17 protein-coding genes and 2 pseudogenes are annotated in these 18,560 nt (G+C 67.7%); 10 read left to right on the top strand and 9 right to left on the bottom strand.

Annotated features, from left to right (window positions below):
- Positions 1–87 precede the first annotated feature (87 nt).
- The 4 genes from V7E45_RS27965 (at position 88) to V7E45_RS27950 (ending at position 2,357) form a co-directional block, all read left to right on the top strand.
- Positions 88–252 carry a hypothetical protein gene (locus V7E45_RS27965; protein ID WP_333776978.1) on the top strand — a complete coding sequence of 55 codons (165 nt, stop codon included), beginning with the start codon at positions 88–90 and terminating at the stop codon, positions 250–252.
- 240 nt (positions 253–492) lie between these two features.
- Positions 493–1,230: a hypothetical protein gene (locus V7E45_RS27960; protein WP_333776977.1), complete on the top strand. Its 738-nt coding sequence runs from the start codon at positions 493–495 to the stop codon at positions 1,228–1,230.
- 182 nt (positions 1,231–1,412) lie between these two features.
- Positions 1,413–1,904 carry a hypothetical protein gene (locus tag V7E45_RS27955; RefSeq protein ID WP_333776976.1) on the top strand — a complete coding sequence of 164 codons (492 nt, stop codon included), beginning with the start codon at positions 1,413–1,415 and terminating at the stop codon, positions 1,902–1,904.
- Between the two features lie 234 nt (positions 1,905–2,138).
- Entirely contained in the window at positions 2,139–2,357 is a 219-nt protein-coding gene (locus tag V7E45_RS27950; protein ID WP_333776975.1) for a hypothetical protein, read from the top strand.
- Positions 2,358–2,396: 39 nt separating this feature from the next.
- On the opposite strand, the pseudogene V7E45_RS40715 reads toward V7E45_RS27950, so the two are convergent.
- Positions 2,397–2,561: pseudogene (locus tag V7E45_RS40715) on the bottom strand (DUF6000 family protein); the annotation flags it as partial.
- Between the two features lie 401 nt (positions 2,562–2,962).
- Positions 2,963–3,412 (bottom strand): DUF6985 domain-containing protein, encoded by a 450-nt coding sequence (locus tag V7E45_RS27945; protein ID WP_333776974.1) that lies wholly within the window; start codon positions 3,410–3,412, stop codon positions 2,963–2,965.
- A gap of 700 nt (positions 3,413–4,112) precedes the next feature.
- On the opposite strand from V7E45_RS27945, the gene V7E45_RS27940 reads away from it, so the two are divergent.
- From V7E45_RS27940 to V7E45_RS27925, 4 genes are all read left to right on the top strand, one after another.
- Positions 4,113–4,607 (top strand): hypothetical protein, encoded by a 495-nt coding sequence (locus V7E45_RS27940; RefSeq protein ID WP_333776973.1) that lies wholly within the window; start codon positions 4,113–4,115, stop codon positions 4,605–4,607.
- A gap of 223 nt (positions 4,608–4,830) precedes the next feature.
- Complete coding sequence (locus tag V7E45_RS27935; protein ID WP_333776972.1) at positions 4,831–5,160, top strand: hypothetical protein; 330 nt, start codon at positions 4,831–4,833, stop codon at positions 5,158–5,160.
- A 160-nt stretch (positions 5,161–5,320) separates the two neighbouring features.
- Positions 5,321–5,629, top strand: a complete 309-nt coding sequence (locus V7E45_RS27930) for a hypothetical protein (protein ID WP_333776971.1) — start codon at positions 5,321–5,323, stop codon at positions 5,627–5,629.
- 56 nt (positions 5,630–5,685) lie between these two features.
- The gene (locus V7E45_RS27925) at positions 5,686–6,372 is read left to right on the top strand and encodes a M15 family metallopeptidase (protein WP_333776970.1); all 687 of its coding nucleotides are present in this window, start codon (positions 5,686–5,688) and stop codon (positions 6,370–6,372) included.
- Between the two features lie 302 nt (positions 6,373–6,674).
- Here V7E45_RS27925 and V7E45_RS27920 read toward each other — a convergent pair whose 3' ends face one another.
- A complete protein-coding gene (locus V7E45_RS27920) occupies positions 6,675–7,217 on the bottom strand; it encodes an SMI1/KNR4 family protein (protein WP_333776969.1) in 543 nt (180 codons plus the stop codon).
- 1,397 nt (positions 7,218–8,614) lie between these two features.
- On the opposite strand from V7E45_RS27920, the gene V7E45_RS27910 reads away from it, so the two are divergent.
- A complete protein-coding gene (locus V7E45_RS27910) occupies positions 8,615–11,944 on the top strand; it encodes an RHS repeat-associated core domain-containing protein (RefSeq protein WP_333776979.1) in 3,330 nt (1,109 codons plus the stop codon).
- A gap of 573 nt (positions 11,945–12,517) precedes the next feature.
- Here V7E45_RS27910 and V7E45_RS27905 read toward each other — a convergent pair.
- The 4 genes from V7E45_RS27905 to V7E45_RS27890 all read right to left on the bottom strand — a co-directional run bounded on the left by V7E45_RS27905 (position 12,518) and on the right by V7E45_RS27890 (position 14,167).
- Positions 12,518–13,117 carry a hypothetical protein gene (locus V7E45_RS27905; RefSeq protein WP_333776968.1) on the bottom strand — a complete coding sequence of 200 codons (600 nt, stop codon included), beginning with the start codon at positions 13,115–13,117 and terminating at the stop codon, positions 12,518–12,520.
- A gap of 29 nt (positions 13,118–13,146) precedes the next feature.
- Complete coding sequence (gene tpg / locus V7E45_RS27900; RefSeq protein WP_333776967.1) at positions 13,147–13,656, bottom strand: telomere-protecting terminal protein Tpg; 510 nt, start codon at positions 13,654–13,656, stop codon at positions 13,147–13,149.
- A gap of 83 nt (positions 13,657–13,739) precedes the next feature.
- The gene (locus V7E45_RS27895) at positions 13,740–14,039 is read right to left on the bottom strand and encodes a hypothetical protein (protein WP_333776966.1); all 300 of its coding nucleotides are present in this window, start codon (positions 14,037–14,039) and stop codon (positions 13,740–13,742) included.
- A complete protein-coding gene (locus tag V7E45_RS27890; protein WP_333776965.1) occupies positions 14,036–14,167 on the bottom strand; it encodes a hypothetical protein in 132 nt (43 codons plus the stop codon). Before V7E45_RS27890 ends, V7E45_RS27895 begins: the two co-directional genes overlap by 4 nt.
- 616 nt (positions 14,168–14,783) lie before the next feature.
- On the opposite strand from V7E45_RS27890, the gene V7E45_RS27885 reads away from it, so the two are divergent.
- A complete protein-coding gene (locus V7E45_RS27885) occupies positions 14,784–15,647 on the top strand; it encodes a calcium-binding protein (protein WP_333776964.1) in 864 nt (287 codons plus the stop codon).
- Positions 15,648–15,824: 177 nt separating this feature from the next.
- Here V7E45_RS27885 and V7E45_RS27880 read toward each other — a convergent pair whose 3' ends face one another.
- Together V7E45_RS27880 and V7E45_RS27875 are read right to left on the bottom strand one after the other, a co-directional pair.
- Positions 15,825–17,201 carry a serine hydrolase domain-containing protein gene (locus V7E45_RS27880; RefSeq protein ID WP_333776963.1) on the bottom strand — a complete coding sequence of 459 codons (1,377 nt, stop codon included), beginning with the start codon at positions 17,199–17,201 and terminating at the stop codon, positions 15,825–15,827.
- 758 nt (positions 17,202–17,959) lie between these two features.
- Positions 17,960–18,560, bottom strand: a pseudogene (locus V7E45_RS27875) (hypothetical protein); the annotation flags it as partial.

The following is an 18,560-nucleotide window of genomic DNA, read 5'->3' as shown; positions in this document are numbered from 1 at the left end:
GCAGGAGGCAGAGGGGTTCAACCCGCGCCTCACCACCCTCATCGCTGTCTACCGGGCCGCTCGCCAGCATCGGGCAAATGCCCCGAAGTGAAGTTCGGAACGTCGGCGGCCCTGCGCCGGGAGGAGGGCGACCTGCCCGGCATCATCGCTGGCGCCGCCCGGCTGCGCACCATGCTCCAGCACCTGACCAGCCCTCCACTGCCCTCTGCGCGAAGCCAGCCCGGCCCACGGGGCGGCCTCTTCCGCTGCTGACCACGTGCTGACCTGTCCCAATGCCCGCCGCGCCAGCGCCCACCTGCCCCGCACTGCACTCCAGCCGGCCCGACATCAGCCGCGGAGCGGGAGAGCTGTGGCGTGCCATGCGGATCAGGCTCGCCCGCGGCCCGCGGCGCATGCCCTGACCGCCACTACGCGAGCCACCCCCGCTGCGCCGCCCCACGGCATCAGAGGCGCCGAAGAGAGTGGGCTTGGCCCACCCGTGAGGGAGCGTCAGTGGGCAGTGCGATGCTGACGCCGACAACTCCGCTTACGTTGATCCATGGGGGGCCGATGCCTGGTGGACGACTGGGTCCTGACGTATCCTCGGTCGGCTTCGACTCTGCTTGGTGTGCGACCGACCTGGGTGCATACCGGCCCTGCCGTTACACGTATGAGTACTACCCCTACGAGAGCCTGCCGCCTGTCGACTCCACCGGGTTCACGGGCGTCTTTCAATGGCTCGGTGGGACGGGCGAGCCTGTGCCCGAACGGGTCACGGCGCTCGATCGCCTGGCAGAGAACCTGGCGGCCGAGGGCTTGACGCTGCCAAGGGACTTCGCCACCTTCCAGGCCGATTCCACGCTGCACTCCTCGCTGGATGAGGTTTCGGTGACTGGCTGCTGGACCGCTGTCTCGGAGCCTCTGCCCAGTCCGGTCGAGCCTGGTGCCTTCCTCGTGCGCTTCCTGCGGGATCAGCAGGACTGCGTCATCTGGTACCTCTACCTGCGTCCTTCGGGTGAGGTGTTCGTGGTGCACTCCTGGCTCGACTACGCATATGAGTACGAGGCACGGCGCGACGGCGAGGAGACGCAGTCCGATCTCGACGATCCGCAGGAGCAAAGGGCCGCGATTCTCTGGTGTGCACTTCGTTCGAGGAGTTCGCATATCGGTTCTGGATCGAGAACCGTCTCTGGCATGCCCTCAGCGGTGATGACCTGTCGGGACTCGAGCCTGAGGTGCAGGATTACTTGAACCACTACGCACCGCCCGGGACACGCACATGACCCTGCAGTGAACGAGATGCCGCCGTACTCGTTGAAGTGCTCAGCCATGTACGGATGAGTGCTCAACTCGGTGTCCGGCTACCTCGGAGACCCCAGAGAAGGGTCTCCTTGTTGTCTGAGCCGGGGAGAATAGATGATCGGCTCATGCCCATGAGCCGCAGTGCCTTCAACGGCGTTCCTTTGACCACGCTCTTCCCTCTGCTGTCGTCTGCCGACGTGGAATCTCTGAAGCATTCGGCCCGTACCATCGATGCGGCTCGTGCCGATGGAGAGGGGGCGGAGTGGGAATGGGCACTGCAGCACGCGGTCTTCCCGGGCACGCAGCCATGGACGCCGATCGTCCTCGGCCTGAATGTCATCGAGCATGCGGCCGAGGGTGATCAGCTGGAGTTCCTGCTTCAGGTGGTGTGGACAGACCTGGGCCAGCTCGCAGTCGACGCGGCGGTGAACGTGGCCTGCTGGTGCGACACCGATCACGCCACTCATGACGTCGACGCTCGCAGGCTTGTCGTCGGCGAGGAGAACTCGCTGCCCGGCGCGTTCCAAGCTGGCGCTGAGCGTCTGATCGGATGGCTTGCCGATCCGCGCGACGCGGATTACTGGCGTGGCCGAGCGGGCCTGATGGCCCGCCAGCCCTGCTGACAAGCCATCTCAATGGGCGATCGGGGAAGGGGAAAATACGCTGGGCGGGTTGGTGCTGCAACGGTTGCATGCCGCCGTGGAGGCGGACGTCTGACCGCGTCCAGAGCATGCTCGCCAGCCTGCCCGCGCTCCTCTACGCCGGTCCCGTTCCAAGACCGGGCACCGGCCTACTGCGCCACCCGGAAGCGGGTAGCCCATAGTTGACCGACACCAGCACAACCAGAATGGACGATCGTGACGACCGCGCACACCGCACCCCCTCCCGAGCGCGTCCCGGGGCGCGCCTGGACGGTCCGGCTCACCGGCTACGCCGACCGCTCCGCAACCGTCTCCTGCAGCAACACAGCCTGCACGATGCCCGCCAGGTCCAAGGACCTGGCGGCCCTGCGCAGGTTCGCCGCGCAGCACGCCGCCGCTCACGCGAAGGCGGCCACCGTCCGCGCCAACGCCTGATGCCACTGCGGCTCCACCGGCTGCTGGGCCCAGGAGGACTTCGAGTTCCTCATCGGTGATCGCCTGGGCGGCTGAGTGCAGTGACTGAAGGAAGAGTGTGCGCTCACGCTCCTCGTCACGGGCGAAGTCGGCGTGGAGGAGGTGAAGGTAGCGCCCGATGCCGTTGGTTGCGGGCATGACGTAGCGCCCGATGACGTCGAGCACGTACCGGCTTCGCCATCGGATGAACGCCCCCGTCCCTGCTACCGTGTGGAGAGAACGAGACTACGGGGCAGCGCGAGCCGTCCACAGTCCGCATCAGCGCCGTAGGGTCGCCTGCACGGGGATATCGCCGCTTGATCGCCGAGAGTGCGCGGCAGCGCCTTGTCAAGGCCACCCAAGATCCCTGACACCAACGCCCGACACCAACAGGCGCGAACGTCGCCAACCAGCGCCGAACCTCGGCGGCCAGCCAGTCGCGGCTCAGAGCGGCTTGACCTATGTCGACGGCGACCGATGATCGACCTGATAAGGATGAGGTCAGACCTCAAAGCCCTGGCGTCGTATGGACGCCCAATCGGCCAGCGCTCCTCACACTTGACTCCGTCATTGTGACCCCGCTGACCTCAAAGGCGAGTCGCGGCGCCGACTTCATCCGTCCGCTTGCTGTCTTCCTCGGCTATCCAGAGGAGGATGGCCGTATCGGCGCCTCCGACCTCGACAATACGGGTGTCGTGCACGAGGGCCCCCAAGCCGTGCTCTTCGTCCCACGGGCAGGTGCCCTCGAATCCGACGTACGGCTTGCCATCCTTGGAAGCCTGGTGGACGTAGATGGACTTGATGCTGATCAATGACTTCAGCTCCTCAGCCCGGTCAAGAGCGGGCAGGTCCTCGGGATCCAGTCCGTCGGGGTTGGCACAGATCGCTTGGTAATAGGCGAACAGCCCGGCCAGGAGGGAGTCCATCAGGCGCTCGAGGTTGGCCACCGTCCATGCCACCGATACGATCTCCGACTCATCCAGCGGGTGGTCGTCCCTGCCCTCAGGGGCGAAGTAGAGGGAGACCAGCTGAGGCACGGGCGATGTATTGGTACGTGCGTAGGCTGACGTCCACCCCCGGGTGGGTAGGTGGACCCTCGTTCGCCAGGAGAACTCGTCCCAGACAAAGGCAGACCTGTCCATGGCGCAGTTCTACACGACGGGGCGACGGGTCCTCCCTGGGCCGCTACGGATCAGAAGGTTGCACCAGGTAGAGACGGTCTGGCGTCGTGCCAGGCCGTCTCAGTTTCCGTCTCATTCAGCACCGTTCGCGGCCGTTCAAGCGAGACCCCAAGTCATCCCCGCATCGTCAGCCAGCCGACCATGAACGCAGGTGAACGCCCCTGCACGTGGCCCCACGAGCCACCAACAGACGTCTACGCAATGCGCCCCGCCCCCGCAGTTGGTCGGCCAGTCACCGCTACCCGCGAGCTGTTGGGCCATATCGGGCAGCTCTTCATCGTGCCCGGCAACTATTGGTCAGAACCCCACGCAGGCTGATCTAGGGTGCCCGTCTTATGGTTCCGGGATGAGCAACTCTGCTGCGGCTGCTGTCCTCACAACCGCTAAGTGCCTGAAGGCATACGTGCGGTGCGTACTTTGCTGGGCATCGCAGACACCCGCCAGGCAGAGGTCGACTTCGAAGCCGTGATCAGGTCGCCGGATGTCCTGAAGTGGCGCCGTTGTAACCCCTCGGCACACAGGCAAGAACCGGTTCACTGGGCACCGGCATGGCTGCATGGCGTGCACCACCGCCGCGGCCTCGGCCACGGTCGCCGAGGACGGCCTCTGCCCGTCGCTCGGGCTGCCCCTGCTGGGGCGGCTGGCCGACCGGCGCGGCCTGCCCCTGCCCTGCCACCTGGGCGCCGTGCTGGTCGCGGCGGCACTGAGCGCCCTGGCCCTCGCGGGCACCGCCAGCCTCCCCTTCACCGCGCTGTGTGTCGCCGTGGCCGGAGCCGGATGCCCGCCCCTCGAAGGCAGCCTGCGATCGCTCTACCCAGCGGTGCTGCCCGATGCCGCCCACGTGCGCACCGCCTACACCCTGGACTCCTTCACCCAGCAGATCGTCTACGTCGCAGGCCCTGCCCTCGCCGTCGCCACCGCGACCTTGCGCCGCCCCCGGCGGCGGCCCTCGCCCTGGCGGCCGCAGCCACTTGGACCGGCTCCCTCGTCTTCGCCACCGCGCGCCCCGCCCGAGCCTGGCGCGCCGTGGCCCGCCGCCCGGACCCGCTAGGCGTGTTGCGGCCGCCCGCCATGCGCCTGCTGCTGTGCGCGCTGGTCTTCCTCGGCGGCACGGTCGGGGCCCTCGACGTGGCCGGGATCGCCGTGGCCGGGCGGCAGGACGCGGCCTGGCTGGCAGGCGCGCTGCCCGCGACGTTCTCCGCCGCCGGACTGCTCGGCGGCGTGATCTTCGCCCGCCTCCAGCCCGCTGCCGCCCCCAGCCACGGCACCTGCTGGTGCTGGCAGCCCTGTTCGCGGCCGGATGGCTGCCGTTGCTCGCCCCGCTCCCGGCCCCGGCCGTCCTCGCCCTGGCGATGCTCCCGGGCACCCTGTTCGTCCCCCTGCTGACCGTGGCCAACCTGACCGTCACCGCGCTCGCCCCGCCGGGCACCTCGACGGAGGCGGTCGGCTGGATGTCCAGCGCGATCCGCCTGGGCGTGGCCAGCGGCACGACCCTGGCCGGCCCGCTCGGCGGGCACTTCACCCTCCCGCTGCTGGCCGCCGCCCTGTGCGCGCTCCTGCTCTCGGCCCCCACCCCTGCCGCGGCCGCACCGGCCGCCGCCTGAAGTCCGCACGCACCGACCCCCCAGGGAGTGGTCCCCCCTCACGGAACGCCGTCCCCGATCGCCATGCCGGGCCCTGGCACGCCCGGGCCCGGCACCGGTTGCGGGCCGCTGCCCGGCTGGAGGCTCCCCTTCACTACCACCGAGCAAGGGGAGAATTGCCGTGCCGTTCCCGTCCGCCCTCCGCCGCACCAAGTCCGCGCACCGCGCCCGGACCATGACCGTCGTCACGGCCGTGGCCGCCTCCTCGATGCTCGGGCTGTCGCTCGCCGCGGCCGCGCCGGCGAGCGCGGTGACGGGCTCCGCGTGCACGCCCCAGGTCAAGCTCGACACCCGGGTCACCGCCACCGTCAACTTGCGCACCCGGCCGGGCACCAGTCACACCAGCCTCGGGCTTGCCTTCCGCCACTCTCGTGACAACTACTCCGACGAGTGCCTGTGCTTCCTGTTCTTCGTCCTTGAGGCCGTCTGATCAGTGCGTGAGTCAGAGCCGGTTGAAGGGGCGCAAGGCCACGAGATGATCGCGTCATGAATGAGATCGTTCTGATGTCGGACCCGACGGTCGCAGCCGTGCCTGTTCAGGAGTGCGGCGAACGGCTCGTGGATCTGCGACGAGATGGCCACCTGCTGGTTGACGAGCGGAAGTGGCAGGACTCCGCTGGTGCCTTCGCCCATCTGCGAGAAGGAGTGCTCGACCGCCTCATCAAAGCACAGACACAGCTACCTCAAGGGATGAGGCTGCTGTTCGTCGAGGGTTATCGCCCGCCCTCCCTTCAGCGTCACTACTTCGACAAATACGCAGCCCAACTGCGTGCTGAGCATCCGGAATGGGCTGCAGACCAGGTCCGCTCGGCAGCCAGCCGCTACGTGTCCCCTCCCGAGATTGCACCGCACAGTGCCGGGGCAGCTGTTGACCTTACCCTTGCTGATGACGACGGGTGCGAAATCGACATGGGTACGCGTATGAACGCGACTCCGGAGGAGAGTGCGGGTGCCTGTTACACGCAGGCCGACAACATCAGCGCCAAGGCTCGCTCCCATCGGGACATCCTGAGCACCGCTCTCACTGCCGTGGGCTTGGTCAACTACCCCACTGAGTGGTGGCACTGGTCATACGGAGACCGCTACTGGGCCTTGGAGACAGGAGCGTCAGTCGCCCACTACGGAGCCAAGGAACTCGACCAACCTCAGACTTCGCACTCGCACCAGAAGTAGTTCAGCACCGGGCGCCGGCCGACTGCCTCGGTCGGCACCCGAGGAAAGGACATGCTTTTTGAGAGGAACCCGGCATGACATGGCGTGAGACAGCCTGAAGAGCAGCAGGCCAAGGCGATGTCTATGACGTGGATTCCGAGATCCTACAGCCGGCCAAGGGCCCGCGCCGTGGCACACCCCCCTCCGGGTGCCCGGACGCGAGCCCTGCGCGTTGCCACCCGCGCCGCGCCCTTTGCCGCGAGCCGCCCACGGGCCGTGCCCGCGGCTTGACGGCCGCCCGAGTTCGTCCTGGACGCAAGCATTCAGCCCCACCAGTCGTCGCCGGTGTGCCAGCGCCGCACCCAGTCCTCGAAGCCCCACGCCTGGTCGCCGGGCACCGGGATAGCGCCGACGTCGGCGATCATCCACACCTCGCCGCGGCGGAGGCCGGTGGTCAGTAGGAGCCAGAACGACGGCCCGTCCTCGGCCCCGAGAACGATGGACCCCTTGTTGAACGCGGCGTCGATCCGCGGGTCCTCGGGGTCGGCACTCTCGTCGTCTTCCCACGGCCACGCCGCGCTCAGGGGGAACGGTTCGCCCGGCTGCCGCGGGCCGGGGTCGGGCCACGTGTCGGGCAGCCAGCCGAGCGGCTGGAGACCGCCATCGCCGGCGGGGCCCAGGCTCGACCCGTTGCTGACTTCCGCGATGAAGGTCCTGTACGGTTCCGGCAGGACCACCCCGTTCTCCTGCTCCCACTCCGCAACGGCCTCAAGCCCGAGCGCCGGCTCACGCCATTCCGGAGGGAACGCCGAGCGCAGGAAGTCGAGAGTGGCTTCGTCGGGACGCAGGTCACGTATGTCGGTCACCGAAGCATGCTGGCAGAAGGGACTGACAGCCCATCACGGGGCGCCTCATCCCGAAGCCGCACCCCACCACGGCCACCGGCGGCACAGGAACACACCGTGAGCGACGAGCCGGTTGGACGGTTCGCCGTACGGACCGAGCCGGGAGCGCGAACCCGGATCTGTCCCGCACCCCAGACCGCTGCCCCAACTCCCCTCCCACCGCAAGGGAAAAGCGAATCATGCCCGCTTCTGTCCCTGGCGGGCCGGGGTCGCTGCTGCTGAGATCACCTCTGTCCGACCGATGCTTCACCCTCTCGAGGAGCCTGCGCTTTTCGATGACATCGGCGACTGCTCGAGCCGACGCGTCCAGCGCATCGAGGTGACGCGAGGGGGACTCCATCTCGACGAGTGTCCTGAGGTCGTCGAGCATTGCGTCGACGCTGGGGACAGTTGTGTGCATGATCATGCGGGAAGCGTAGTTACCTCTTCGGTGCTCGATGCTGGACAGATGGCGACCTGATGCCCGGCGCCGGGTACGGGCCCATGCACCGCAGCGGCATCCGTGCCGTCCTGGCACGCCAGGGAGGAGGCCCGCCGCGTCGCGCTCGGCCTGCGTGCTCTGCAGGGAATGAGCTGGCCGTGTGTCCGGCCCGTACCGCGAGGAAGATGGACATAGGGCTCCCGTTCCGTGTAACCCCCCGAGCCGGGACGGGAGCCCCTGCCTCAACGACGAAACGGGTCTCTGCCGGTGACGGAAGCCACGGGCAGGTGCGAGGTGGCCGGTCGGAGTCCAGGTCTTCGGTGCTGTCGCCTGGCGGCGCTGGTGGGTGCCCGTCGTTCTGGCCTCCGCCGCCGGACCGTCTCGGCACCGCGGGAACCACCCGGGACCGGTTCTGCCCGAACTGCCAGCAAGAGGTGGCTGGACACCCTGCTCCTGGGGGAGGAGCGTCCACGCCTTCCCAGGGCCGGTGGAGAGGATCGCCCCGCTTTCGGTATCCACGGGTGGCCGCGACGACGGATCCCTGATCGCCGGACGCTCTGCGGGCGTCAGGACCCGCAGCTGCTGATCTCGTCGGAGTCGTCGCAGCAGCGGCCCGCGGCGCCCGTCCGTTTCGGCCGTTCGTGTCGAGCCCTGCGCGCGTAACTGCCCGCCTCCTTCCGCTCGGCAAGATTGTTTTCGGAGGATTTCGCGGTACTTGCCCTAGGGAAAGGGACGGGCGGATTCCGGCCCGCATGTGAACTGATTCCGTGGGCACGGCAAGCATCTTTGTGTAATTCCTGTGACAACTTGTGTGGGCCCGGTGGCTGTTGGAGCTGGCGGGGTCTGTCTCTCATGGGGGAAAGTCATGCGCACACGTGCCTCGAGCACGTCTCTTCGGCATGCGCGGAAGAGATCAGGAGCGGCTGCCGCCGTGGCGGTGGTGACTGCGGCGGCGCTGGCAGCGGCGGTCCTGCCGGCCGCGACGGCGACAGCGGCCGACGGCAAACCCGTGTCGGCGTGGGGCAAGGGCAGCCCCGACTTCACGATGCCGGCGGTTAAGGTCGGCCCGAACCGGCCGGTGAAGTCTGAGCCGTCGAAGAACCCGAAGAACTCCGCGTACGCCCAGTGGCTGCGCGAGCAGCGCGCCCACGCCAATGGCGCCGCCTCGAGCTCTTCGAGCAAGCGTGAGTCCGCCGGTGTCGCCGTAGGCGCGTCGCTTATGAACCTCGTCCCGGAAGGCCAGGGCAACGTGCCCTGGCACCGCTACACCAGCTTCGCGATCACGGACACCCTCAAGGCGAAGATCGACTACTCCACCGGCAACCTGATGCTGACGGCGACGGACTTCGACATCGCCGGCGTCGGGCAGCGCCTGATGCTGGCGCGGACGTACAACTCGCTGGACGCCCCCTACGGGCGGATATCGCAACGCTGGTGGCAGCAGTACGAGCGCTACCTGTCGATTTCCAGCAGCGAGGTGGTCTTCTACGACGCCTCGGGCGCGACGGTCCGCTTCACCAAGAACAGCGACGGCTCCTTCACCACGCCGAAGGGGTACTCGGAGGACCTGAAGAAGAACTCCGACGGCACCTACACGCTGTCGAAGTGGAAGTCGGGCACCAAGGAGACGTACAACGCCAACGGCTGCCTGACCAAGATCACCGACCGCAACCATGGCAGCATCACCGTCGCCCAGCACGACGAGAGCGGCGAGAACAAGGGGTTCAAGCTCACCGAGAACCGCTCGGGTCGCTGGATCGACCTTGTCAAGACAGATGCCTCGCAGTGGCAGGCTAAGGACAACACCGGTCGTACCGCCGTCTACAACCTCGACCCGAGCGGCAACCTGGCCACCACCACCGACACCGAGGGCAAGACCGTCACCTTCGGCTACGACGGCTCCGGCCGCGTCGACAAGATCACCACCGCCGAGGGCCGCGTCACCGTCTTCACCTACGACGACACCGACCGCGTCACCTCGATGCTGCGCGCCACCGGCTTCAACGCCTCCGGCAGCACGGGCCCGACCTGGACGTACACCTACAGCGCAGCCTCGCCGACGGCCGCCGGGACGACCACGGCCAAGGACCCGGAACTGCACGCCACGAAGTACGAGCACGACGGCGACGGCCAGGTCACCGACGTCACCGACGCCCTGGGCCACAAGCGGTCCACGAAGTTCGACGCCAACCACAACATCGACACCGCCACGGACGCGATGGGCTCGGGCACCACCCCGGGCAAGGTCACCGACTACGGGTTCGACTCCCGCAACAACCTGGGAACTGTCACCGCGCCGACCGGCGGCAGGACGGTCAACTCCTGGCAGACCATCGCCGGCGGCGACGTGCCGAAGGACTCCACCAACGCCGACGGCGAGAAGACGAGCTTCACCTACGACACGGCCGGCAACACCACCTCGGTCGCCCAGACCGGTGCCGGCGGCGGCAGCGTCTCCTACGACTACAACCCCGCCACCCCGAGCTGCGGCGGCTTCGAGGGCCAGCGCTGCGCGCAGAAGACGAAGATGACGTCGTCCAAGACGGTGCAGACCGACTTCCACTACGACGCCAAGGGCAACCTGGAGTGGGCCAAGCCCCCGGCGCCGCTGGACAAGACGACGTACACCTACGACGACCTGGGCCGCACCGCGTCGGCCACGGACGCGCGCGGGATGACCGTCAGGTACACGTACGACAACATGGACCGCATCCGCACCGTCACCGCGCCGAACTCGGTGAAGGTCGAGTACTGGTACGACGGTGACGGCAACCTGGTCCAGCGCTCGGACGGCACGGGGACGGTGAAGTACGACTTCGACCCGCTGCAGCGCGAGACGGTCCGCCACCTCCAGGACGGCTCCCAGACCCTGCTCGCCTACACGGCGGCCGGCAACGTGGACTACTACCAGGACCCGGCCGGGAAGGTCGACTACACCTGGAACGAGGTCAACAAGCTCACCGAGCTGAAGGACCCGCAGGGCGCGGTGACCACGTACGGGTACAACAACAACGACGTCCGCACCTCCACCACCTACCCCGGCGGCACGGTGCAGAAGGTCGACGTCGACGACTCCAGCCGCCCGAAGACCATCAAGGTGACCTCGGCCCAGGGCACCCTGGTCGACCTCGGCTACACCTACGGCTACGGCACGAACGCCGCCACCGACGGCAACAAGATCCGCACCAGCACGGACGGTGTCACCGGGCTGAAGCGCACCTACTCCTACGACGGTGCGGGCCGCTTCTCCTACGCCAAGGAGGAGAAGAACGGCACGATCGCCGACTCCTGGCAGTACTGCTACGACCTGGCCGGCAACCTCACCTCGCAGGGCACCGACCAGGGCTGCCCGCGCGGCACCACGTACACCTACAACGACGACCAGGAGCTCACCGCCAAGTCCAGCACCAGCGGCAGCTGGTCCTACGACGCCATCGGCAACGAGACCGCCGGCGCCTCCACCGACGACTACACCCGCACCGGCGAGACCTGGACCGACTACTCCCAGATGTCGTCGATCACGGTGAACGGCAAGTCGTACGCCGGGCAGTACGGCTCCACCGACCAGAGCGAACGCATCCGCCTCGGTGACACCGTCTTCCACAACGGCCCCTTGGGTCTCTCGGCGAAGTCGACCGCCGGCGTGGACATGGGCTTCAACCGTGAACCCGGGGGCACGTTGAACTCCATGACCACCGGGGGCAAGACGTACTACTACCTCACCGACGCGATCGGCTCGGTGATCGGCCTGGTGGACGTGGACGGCAACAAGGTCGACACCTACACCTACAGCCCCCGCGGCGTGCGCCTGCTGGCCCAGTCCTCCGAACCGGTCGCCCAGCCCTACCGGTTCGCGGGCAACTACCAGGACCCCACCGGCCTGTACCACCTCAAGGCCCGCTACTACGACGCCAACGTCGGCCGCTTCACTCAGACCGACCCCTCCGGCCAGGAACAGAACCCCTACCTCTATGCCGAGGGCGACCCCGTCAACCGCATCGATCCCAACGGCACGTTCTCACTGTCCGATTTCGACAAGTACGTTGGGTGGGCGGAGAACGGCAAGGAGTTCTGGTCGATCGGGCAGGACCTGTTCTCCGGTGACGTCACAGCGGCTGCTCGCTCGTCTGCCAGCCTCGCAGGCGGGTATGCGGTGGGAGCCGTGTGTGAGGCAGCGACCGGGCCGGAATCCGGATTCGTTTCCACAGCTGGATGCTTCGCAGCCGGCTATCTAACGAGCAAGAGTATCGAAACGTGGCTTTCATAGCCTCGTGGAACACGTCTGGCTAATCGCGCGAGAGCGCCTCATAGTCGACTGGAGTGCGGAATGGGAATTGGGCGCAAGATCGAAGGCCTCGAGGCCACTACTCGGGGGCACCCCTGGGGGAACCTGGTGGCGGCTTTCCTTGCCGTCTACGTGCTGATCGGCGTGGTGATGACTGTGTCGGGTGCCTCAGTCAAGGAGGCATGGCTGGCACCGCTGCCCGTACTGCTTGTCGTCGGAGCAGGGATCGGCACCACGCGAGCGCGCCGTCGATAGGCTCCGACCCGTGTATGTATGACCGCGGCGCAGTGGCGCCTCAGTGCACCATTGCGCCACTGCCCCGCAGTCGCGTGCTACTGGCTCGAGGCGCCGACGCTGGACGAACCAGGGCCCATCCCCGCAGCTTTCCAGCGGATCAGATCAGAAATGTGGCGCCCCGGACTGGAGCGCCACATTTCGTTCGATCTTTCTATCCTCTACCCGAGTCGCTCGCGGACGGCCACAGTGGCGGACGGGGCGACCGGGGCGACGGCCACGGGAAGCCAGCGCGTGCCAGGCCGCCGCGCACGACGCCGGTCACCGTCCAGGTTGCGGGCGACGGCGGAGGATGTCCGCTTCGCGGGCTGTTTGACCGTGAGGGGTGTGCTGGATGACACGGCTCGAGGTGGGCTGCTCGGAGCGGAGTTGCGCGCCGTAGGCGTCACTGGCGCGCAGGATGTGAGGCGGGGCGGGGGGTGCCGGCCAGCACTGGAGGAGGTAGTGCTCGGTGATGGTGTCGGGTGCGAGGTCGAAGGCGAGGTCGCGGCCGCGGGCGTGGGCCCGCAGCCTGTAGTGGCCGGGTCCGTCGGCGGCCAGGGACGGCAGTTCCTGCTCGAGGTCGGTCATGAGAGCAGAGACCTGGAGGACGCCGGTGGGGGAGTGGAGGGAGATCTCGGCGATCTCCTCCCACTCCCCGCTGTCCGGCGGGGGCTGTTGGCGGTGTGCGGCGACCGTGACGTCGACGTCGCCGGTGTGGATGCCGGTGTGAATGCTGGCGTCGGATCCGGTGATACCGGCCAGACCGGTCTGGCCGGCGGCGATCTCCTCGCCTGCGACCGGCCCACCGGGGTCGGTGACGAGGAACTGGTGGTACTGCACGCCGACCGGGCCGCGCCCGGTGATCGTGGGATCAGTCACTGTGATGGCCCCTGCCGGTGGAGGAGGAACTACTTGATCCAGACCAGGAAACGGTCCTTCTCGATGATCCGGTTGTAGGTGTAGAAATTGTTCAGGGCGATGCCGCCGCCACGGTTCTGCGTAGCGTTGATCATGCGCCGGCTGAAGTGGCCGCCGCTGGTGGAAGCGCCTTGCCATGTCGAGGCGAAAGGGTACTCATCACAGCTCTTGCCCTGCGGGCGATGCCGACTGGACGGGCACGCCTTCGCCTTGGCCCTGATCTGCGGCTGCCAGCGCACGCGAACCTCACACTCGAGACGGTCGGCGAGCTCCGGGCGGGGGCGGGGCTTTTTGATCTTAGTCTTCACATATCGTTCGACGGTGCGCTGGCTGATGCCGAGCAGGTCGGTCACGCGCCGGGTGCTGCGCCGGTGCTGGAGGACCAGGTAGCGCCTCTGCGCTCCGGCGGTCTTCGGGATGGGGCGCGTGAACGCGCCTTGGACCGCCTTGTCGAGTTCGAGGCCCCGAAGCCTGGGTACGTCGCCGACGTTTTTGATCACTCGAGCAGACCGGCTGACCCCCAGAAACGACGAAGCCCCCAGCCGGCCCGATGGGGGCTGACGGGGCTCCTGCGCCGGGTCTCTCAGTAGCGCGTTAGGTCCACTACCACATCGCACAGCGGATCATCGGACGGCTGCTGCTCGTACTCGTTGTCCAGGTAGCCGGACGTGATTCCCGCGAGGAGACCGGGGCCGGTGTGGCTGATCACCACATCGGCTCCGTAGGTACGGCTTCCGTCGGCTGCGGTCAGGTACAGGCGCATGCGGTCGTCCCCGGTGACCAGCAGCCCCTTGAAGACCGGCAGATCCGGCGTGGGGTCGGCGACCAGAGCACGGACGATGCCTGGAAGGCGCTCGAAGACGCCCTGGTGTCCGAGTGTCACAGCTTCGCCCAGGCCGGGCACTTGTTACCCGGCTGGTTCTTGCAGAACGCATTGACGACGCCGATCGACTGTCCCCTACCGGCGTCGTACCGCTGGTCCTTCGTCTTGCGCGAGTACTGAACGATCACCCAGAACTTCACCATCCTAGGCCGGGGAACGCCGGTCTCGAACTCTACCCCGCCGTACTCAAGCCGCCCGTGACCGTCGTTCTTCTGAACTCCGAGTTCCCGAACCGGGTAACGATCTTCCGGCCAGTCGGGTCCTTGGCCTGGCATTTGATGCGCTTGTCCCACGGATGAGGTACTACGGGCAGCGGCCGTTTGGCAACAGCGGTGTCGGCCGTTGCGGTGGTGGCCGGTACGAGCAGTGCCGCTGTGGTGAGCAGCGACAGCAGAGCACGTGCCTTCAATTCTTCCCCCATGAAAATCGAACAGGTGTTGTGCCGCCGTCGATCTTCAGGGAACTTACAGCACCCACACAAGGACACGGCCGCCCTTTGGCCTGTTCTCGACCCAAAAACACGCAAGCCCCCGAGGCCGGCCACCATGTGCATGCCGGCCAAGCCGGGCGCGGTGACCGCCCCCGCAGAGGGGGTGGGCGTGGGTGGATTCGGCCGTATGGGGTGAATATCCGAGCGGGGGTGTGCCGTTCAGCGGAGTTCCGGTTGCGTGAGGTACGGACGCGGGAGACAAGGGGACGCATCGTCGCCTCGGGCGGTGCTTCTCGTTCTGTTCGAAGGAGCGCATGGTGAGGTCCTCCCTGCTGGTTGGCGGCAACGCCGGCCGGTCCTTGTCCGTCGGCCCTCGTTCGTTCTCTGCGGGTCGCCGGGGTCGGGTGCTGGCCGTTGCGGTGGGTGTGGTGTGTGCCGCGGGTCTGGGCCCGGTGGCCGTGTCCGGCACCGCCCACGCCCAGGGCAGTTGCACCGGTGCCACGACCACCTGCACGTTCGGCTTCACGGGAGCCGAGCAGACTCTCCACGTGCCCGCGGGCGTCACCAGCGTCGACATCACCGCGATCGGCGCCGCAGGCGCAACCTCCAGCTCCGGCCAAGGTGGTGGTGCGGGGTCGTCGTTCGTGACGGGGGCAGCCGCCACCCGGACGGCCGACGACGCCGGCACAAACTCGGCGAGCATCACCATCTCCTACACCGCGCCTCCCGCGGCGCCGACGTGTGCGAATGTCACCCCCGCCAACCCCCAGGGGTTCACCATCATCACCGGCACCAGCCGCTCGGACATCCTCAACGGAACCCCGGGACCCGACGCAATCTTCGGCCTCGGCGGCAACGACATCATCAACGGCCTCGGCGGCAACGACTTGCTGTGCGGCGGTGACGGCAACGATGTCCTCAGCGGCGGTGACGGCAACGACCGTATCGAGGGCGGAAACGGCAACGACTCCGTCAACGGCAACGCCGGCGACGACACCCTGCACGGCAATGCCGGCAACGACGCCATCCTCGGCGGCACCGGCAACGACCACGGCTTCGGCGAATCCGGCAACGACTCCCTCAACGGCCAACAGGGCACCAACACCAACGACGGCGGTCCGGGCAACAACGCTTGCTTGAACCCCGGCCGCGGACAAACCGGCGCAACCAACTGCTGAGAAGCGGGCTCGTCACGACAGGCCGGAAGACAAACCGACCGACACATACGCGCGGCTGCGGCTCTCACCTCCGTCACGGGAGCGAAAACCGCAGCCCGCGTTCTTCGGCTCCTGCGGCACTACAGCCGGGAAGTACAGCAGCCACCGCAACCAGTTCGCCTCTTCGTCTGCTTTTCCTCAGATTGCGTCGGACAGACGTGTGAAGAGTCGGCCGGCGAGGTCAACACCGGTGACCGTGCCGCTGTCTTCGCGGGAAAAGTAGCCGCGCTGTCCCTTCAGTCCGCCCTCGGTGACGATGTAATCGTCACCGTCGCGGGACAGGAACCCCATGGCGGCCGGCGGCAGGTCCGGGGGCATGTCATCGGCCGAGCCCGAGCGGATTTCCGGCTTGATCTCCACCGCGAGCGTGAGGCCGTCGCCCGTGTCGGCTACGTCGAGATTCATGGCGCCGTTGGTGTAGCGTCCAACGACCTCGCGCGCTCTCGCTACGTCATAGGGACTGGGCTCGGGGTCCTGCTCAACGACGCCGAGGTAGCGCTCCAGCGCCCACTGGAGTACCGCCTGGGTGAACGGGTAGCCCACCGGGCCGGCGTTGGCGAGGGCGACGACGGCGAAGTTCCGCTCGGGCACGATCAGCAGGTCCGAGTACTGGCAGTTGCCGGAGCCGCCGTGCCCAACGGTGCGGACGCCGCCGACGTCCTTCAGGAACCAGCCGAGGCCGAAGGCGTGGCCGAGCGAACTGCCGCGCAGGTCGACCGTCGGCTCCTTCATCTGGTCCAGCACCTCCGTGGGCAGCACGCCCTCGCCGCTGCCGAGCTGGAAGCGGGCCCAGCGCAGCAGGTCGCTGACGGCGGAGATCGCGCCGCCGCCCGGGTCGTTGCCGAGCACGCCGGCCGGCCACGACTTCCACGGATGGGCGAGGCGCAGTTCTCCATCCTCGCTGCGGTTGTGGCCCACGGCGAAGCGCCGGATGATCACGTCGTCCAGGCCGTAGAAGGTGTTCGTCAGCCCGGCCGGCTCCAGCACCAGCTCCCGCATGGCCTGCTCGAAGGGCTGGCCGGTGACCTTCTCGACGACCCGGCCAAGCAGGTTGTAGCCGGCCTGGCTGTAGGAGGCGCGGGCGCCGGGCTTCGCGATGAGCGGCAGTTCGGCCATCCTGGCCACAAATGCGGCGAGGGAGACGTCCTCCGGCCGCAGGTCGATGAGGTTCCAGTCCAGGCCCGAGGTGTGGTTGAGCAGGTTGAGTACGGTGATCTCCGCGGTGGCCAGCTCGTCGGCGAGCCGGAGTTCGGGCACGTAGCTGCGGACCGTCGCCCCCAGCTCCAGCCTTCCCTCCTGGGCCAGGCGCATCACGGCGGTCGCAGTGAAGGTCTTGGACAGCGAGGCCAGGTGGAACAGCGTCCGGTCATCGACCGGCTGCGGCTGCTCTACGTTCGTCACCCCATGACACGCCGTGATCTCCACGCCGTCCACGAGGACGCCAACCGCGGCACCGGGTATCTCAAACTCCTTGGCCCTCGATGCGACGGCCTCGGCCAGCTCCTGATGCGACATCGTGTTCCCCCCTCAGCATCGGCAGTAACATGATTCACTTCTCGCGCAGTTGAACCATGTGCTGGATGAGCCTAGGCCTTCGCGCCGCTGGTGCAATGACGCAGGGACACGTCCACGGCACGGTCGGCAGATCCAGCGTCATGCCGGGTGCCAACCGCTTCATGGCTGCACCTGGTGGCGCACGAGCAGGGCTGGCGCATCTTCCAGGATCATTGTCACGTGAGAGCTTTCGATGGGCTGGCGAGGGTCGCTCGGGCTGCTTCGGCGTACTTGATGGCAGTGGCTTCCGAGACTGAAATGGCGCTGGAGCCGGACACCACCCACGTGGTGGTCGACGGCAGCACCCGGCTCGGCACAGGGCCTGCGCTACCTGGGCGCCATCCGATCGGACGAGCGGATCCGCTCCCGCGCCGCGACCTGGCTGAGGATGCCGATCGCCATCCTCATGGGCTGGACCGTACTGCGGGTCCTGCACTGGTACGGCATGGCGACCTGTGCCAAGACAGGCTGGGGCACGCGGCAGATCACTGGGCGCGAGGCGGAGTCCGTAGACTTTGCCGGCTTGCAGGCCGGCGAAGTCGGCCAAGCGGACAGTAAGCCTTTTCCAACCTCATACCTGTGCTGCTCCTCGGCCTGCTGACGGACTGCACGCACCGATCTGTAGCGAGGTCATGACCAACAGATCCGCAGTCGGTCCCGGCGGCCCAGACACTTCGCCGAGCATGGTCAGCGGCGCTGACATCCGGGTTGGAAAGGGCTCAGCGCTCCGGCAGCTCCCATGAAGCGAACCAGTGGGGGAACGGCCCGGCGGAGGGCGGGAACGCGAACGGCGAGGTGCGGTCGGTGAGCAGTCGCAGCACGAATTCGCCGGTTCCGCAGTCGAAGCGCTGCCACTCGCCGTCCGGGTACTGCACCAGAACCGGCCAGTCGTCGGGATCGGCCGGTCCGGTCAGCCAGTGGAAGGTCAGCTCCTGCTCGGAGGTCCCCCATATGAGCACGCCGCCAGGCGCGGGGTGGACCGGGTATGGCCGGTACAGGTCGGCGTACCGTGCCATGCTCTGGCCCCAGGAGACCAAATCCGTGCCCAGCGCACCCGGCACCAGCAGGTCCAGGTACTCGTCGAAACTGCCCGCGCCGAAGGCGTCGACGATGTCCTTGTAGTCACCGGGCAGCGCGGTGCACAGCGCTGCCTCCGTCGCGGCCCAGTCGACGCCGTACCGATCGGGCTCCGTCCACCCGGTGGCCTCCCGCAGCAACGCCACCCACCCGACACCGGGCGGGCGGGTGAACACGCGCCGGGCAAGGATCACGACGCGGCGCGGGCCATCGGGGGTGGCCGTCACGCCGTATCCGAACCAG

Source organism: Streptomyces sp. IBSBF 3136 (assembly GCF_036815105.1).
In the GTDB taxonomy this organism is placed as follows: Bacteria; Actinomycetota; Actinomycetes; order Streptomycetales; family Streptomycetaceae; genus Streptomyces.
This window is presented reverse-complemented; position numbering and strand designations above follow the sequence as displayed.